This is a genomic window from Haloferax profundi (genome assembly GCF_001469865.1).
GTDB lineage: Archaea > Halobacteriota > Halobacteria > Halobacteriales > Haloferacaceae > Haloferax > Haloferax profundi.
In genome coordinates, this window is record NZ_LOPV01000557.1 from 1 (window position 1) to 4,106 (window position 4,106).

General features: G+C 59.7%; 4 protein-coding genes. 3 read left to right on the top strand and 1 reads right to left on the bottom strand.

Features of this window, described 5'->3' with window-relative positions; genetic code table 11:
* The 3 genes from AUR66_RS16740 to AUR66_RS16750 all read left to right on the top strand — a co-directional run.
* A partial coding sequence (locus tag AUR66_RS16740) for an amidase family protein (RefSeq protein WP_269432622.1) occupies positions 1-788 on the top strand: 788 nt, incomplete at its 5' end.
* A 48-nt stretch (positions 789-836) separates the two neighbouring features.
* A complete protein-coding gene (locus AUR66_RS16745) occupies positions 837-1,160 on the top strand; it encodes an ASCH domain-containing protein (RefSeq protein WP_058573333.1) in 324 nt (107 codons plus the stop codon).
* Positions 1,161-1,381: 221 nt separating this feature from the next.
* Positions 1,382-2,038: a lactate utilization protein gene (locus AUR66_RS16750; protein ID WP_058573334.1), complete on the top strand. Its 657-nt coding sequence runs from the start codon at positions 1,382-1,384 to the stop codon at positions 2,036-2,038.
* Positions 2,039-2,164: 126 nt separating this feature from the next.
* Here AUR66_RS16750 and AUR66_RS16755 read toward each other — a convergent pair.
* Positions 2,165-4,106 (bottom strand): amino acid permease (locus AUR66_RS16755; RefSeq protein WP_058573335.1); only part of this gene is annotated, 1,942 nt, incomplete at its 5' end.

A 4,106-nucleotide genomic window follows, 5' to 3' on the forward strand; every position in this document is an offset into this window, starting at 1 on the left:
ACCACGTCGGCCCACTCGCATCAGACGTCGAAACAGCGGCCCGTGTGTTGGAGGTGATAGCTGGACCGGACGCAAACGACCCCTCGACACGCGGGTCCCCACAACCGGGACAGTACGCCGAGTCTCTCGACGATGGGGTCGAGGACTTCCGCGTGGGCGTCGTCTCCGAGGCGATGAATACCTCGGAACCGGGAGTCGTCGAGGCCATCGAAACTACCCTCGACAAACTTCGGGACGCCGGTGCCACCGTCGAAGAGACATCGTTGCCAGGCTACGAGATGGCGTCGGCCGTCGTCGGCGCAATCGCTGGGCTCGAATTTGCATCCTTCGTCGGGGCAAACGGGGCCTCGTATACGACAGGGACTGGAACGACAGAACCGCTTCGAGCAGCGTTGGCGGCAGCGAACGAAGAGGGAGCCTTCGGTCAAAACGTCGTGCAGATGCTCGTCACGAACGGTGTCCTCGTCGACGGCGATGGGACTGAATACGTCGCTGCGAAGGGCCTCCAGCGGATGTTCACCCAAACAGTTTGCGACGCCCTCGAGACGTACGACGTACTCGTGACGCCGACGACACCGATCACTGCCCCAGAGTTTGGGACTATCCAAGGCATGGAAGGACTCATGCGAACCGTCGAGAACACTGCACCGTTCAATTGCAGTGGCCATCCTGCCATCTCTGTCCCGACTGAAGGAGCCGACGACAAGCCAGTCGGTATACAGATTGTCGCAGACTGGAACGACGAGGAGACTGCATTCCGTGTCGCACAGTCGGTAGAACAGGCCTAGACTACCGACGCGGTGAGGTTTTTCACTGGCCCATTCGTACCGTTGGGTATGAGCGAAATCGACGTCGACGACCTGCTTCCGAACGACCGTGTCAAAGAATCAGTGGCCGCTGGAGACGTGACGCAACTCACTCGCGGGGCGACGACACGGTACGCCGACGAAGGTGATTCGTTCGAACTCGATGGCGACACGTTCGAGATAGTCAGTGTTGCAGAACGCACACTCGGTGACTTCACCGACGAAGACGCCCAAAGAGAGGGGTCGCCGTCACTCGACGCGTACAAACAGCGGATGGAGCGCGTCCATCCCGGTCCATTCGAGTGGGACGACAGCGACGAAGTCGTGACCTACAAATTCGAACGGCAGGGCTGACTTCGACTGTTACTGGGCTGTGCCCACGGAGGGAAGTTCTTGTAGGGTCGTCGTATTCTGAGAAAGTGCCACGGCGCGGGGCGTGACGAGGCGATACACTCGCCAATCCGTGTTTCTCAGACACAGGTGGCACTAGCGTAACCACCTGACACTGCCGTCAGCGAGCGTTTAACACCCGATAGCCACACATCACAGATGCAGACGTATACCACCCATCCACAATGTCTCAACAGAAATCCGACTACGTAGACGACGCTCAAATCGACCACGACCTCGACGACGTACCAAGCGATGAGGAAGTCGAGGCAACCGTCGAAAACCTCGAAGCAAACGGGTTCGACGTGGTCGTCGTCGACACCGCAGACGAAGCACTCGAAACGCTGCAAACCCACATTCCAAGCGATGTCTCCGTGATGAACGGACACTCGACGACGCTCGAAGAAATTGGGTTCGTAGAGTACCTGAGTGAAGGAGACCACGAGTGGGAGAGCTTACCGGACCAGATTTGGAGCATCGACGACGATGCAAAGCGACAGAACGCTCGCCGCGAATCACAGACCGCCGATTACTTCCTCGGTGGTATCAACGCTATCGCACAGTCAGGCGAACTCGTCGCAGCGGACCTCTCGGGGAGTCGCATCGGCGCGTACCCATTCGCCGCCAGTAACGTCGTCATCGTCAGCGGTATCAACAAAATCGTCCCAACACTCGACGATGCGCTCGACCGACTCGAATCAGTTGCGTATCCGCTGGAGAACGAGCGGGCGCAAGAAGCCTACGGAGTCGAGTCCGCGATTGCGAAGCAACTCATCTTCAGACGAGAAGTCGACGAAGGGCGTACGACTGTCGTCCTCATCCGCGAACAGCTAGGGTACTAACCACAAGAACTCGCTTTCGTCTGGTTCTGTATCCCGGGATTACGTCGACAGAGCCGAGACGATACGTCCGAAAGAGATTCCAGAGCGAAACAGCCTGTCGTCAAAAGATAGCGGTCCGGTCGGCGGTTACCCGAATAACCGCTCTCTGAGTGACCGTTCGTGTGGTCGCTCTGCGAGCAACACGGTCGTTTCGAGTTCATCGAGGACCGACAGTTCGAGTGCTCCACCGACGAGTCGAGACAACAGGCCTCGCTCCGTCGCCCCAACGATGACGAGAGTCCGACCGGCACTCGCTTGTTCGATAGCGGTCTCTACGTCGCCAGTCTCGACTAGCAGTTCGGCGTGCTGCAACCCGTGTTCTGAAGCCCACGTCTCGACGAACTCACGTCCGTCGTCGAGGTCGTCGCTCACGTGCAACACCGAGACGTTCGCTCCGACGACATCTTGCAGCGCGAGTGCGACTGTCGCCGACAGGTCCGACGAGTGACCACCAGCGGTCGGGATGAGAATCTCCGTCGCGTCGAACTGTTGGCCGTCCAAGACGAGCACGTCACACGGGAGGTCGTGAGTGAGTTCGTCAAGTGGGCCTTCGACACGGCCACCGGCGAGTTTCGCGCCACCGTGGCCCAGAATGAGCGTGTCGATGTCGTGTTCACATGCGATGTCGAACACTTCTGCGAGGCCCTGGTGCGAGAGAACCGTTCGCGTCTCCACTCTGACGCCAAGTTCCTCGGCGTCTTCGCGGGCGTCGGCGAGGAGTTGCCTCGACGTCGTCGAGATACGGTCGCGTTGTTCTGCGGCGGCCTGGAGTGACGTCTGGTCCGGGACCTGAATCACGTGTGTGGCAAGGAGACTCCCCTGTTCGTGTGTTGCGAGTGCGGCAGCGAGTTTTACCAGCGCGTGCTCTGTGAGGGGATTCGAGACTGCGACCATCGTCTTGGGTGCGTCGTCGACACGGGTGGCCCCGTCGGGGGCGATGTTCACCGCAGCGTCGACGAGAGTCGGGGGAAGTTCGGTGCCACGGTCGAGGATGTACTCTCCGAGTATCCCCTGTCGAGGGACGTTCTTGCGTGCGTAGGCGAAGTACCACACAACCGCGACGACGACGAACACCCCCGATAAGAGGAGTTCTTGCGTCCCGACGAACGCCAGTAGTCCGAGTGAGAGGACGATTCCTACGATTGGCGTAATCGGATAGAGGGGAACTGTGAACGCTGGGTCGTACTCTGGGTCCGTCTCTCTGAAGACGATGAGTGCGGCGTTCATCAGCGCGTAGACCACGAGGTGGAGGACGCTCGCCGCCTTCGCAAGCACTTCGATGTCTCGCCCGAGGGCCGCGATGAAGACGACGATGATAGCCCCCGTCACGAGAATCGACCGGTACGGTGTCGCGTACGACGGGTGGATTTCGTTGAGCCAGTTCGTGACAATTCGGTCGCGACCCATCGCGAAGTTGATTCGAGCAGACGCCAGAATCGACGCGTTGGCACTCGATGCCGTCGCTAGCAATGCACCGAGCGTCACGATAGTGACGGCGAACACGGCAAGTCCACCAGGGAACGCGAGTTCCGTCGCCTGTGTCAGCGGAGCACTCTGGCTCAGTTCTGGCCACGGGACGACACCGAGCATGATGCTGACCAGAATCGAGTAGAGAATCGTCACGATGACGACGCTCCCGATGATGGCGAGTGGGAGGTTCCGTCCGGGGTTTTTGAGCTCTTCTGCGACAGTTGCGATTTTCGCGTATCCGAGGAAGGAGACGAAGACCAGCGCAGTCCCCGGAAGTATCGCACCGTATCCGAGTGGGGCGAGTCCGCCATCCCCGAGGAGTGTCTCGAAGTCGAACGAGAGCCATCCCTGAACCGCAAAGAGCGTGAGAATACCGAGGAGAATCGTCACGATGACTGTCTGGACACTCCCGGTCTCTTTGGCCCCGATGTAGTTGACCCCGACGAAGATTGCACCGGCGAGAAGCGCGCCGACCTGGACGTCAGAGAGCATCCAGAGGTCCGGCATCGGGACGAGCGTCGCAAGATACTGCCCGAAGCCGATACTGTAGAACGCCGAG

Excerpts from the sequence above, each read along its gene's own strand:
- AUR66_RS16745 (WP_058573333.1), top strand. The coding sequence starts at position 837 with ATGAGCGAAATCGACGTCGACGACCTGCTTCCGAACGACCGTGTCAAA.
- AUR66_RS16750 (WP_058573334.1), top strand. The coding sequence starts at position 1,382 with ATGTCTCAACAGAAATCCGACTACGTAGACGACGCTCAAATCGACCAC.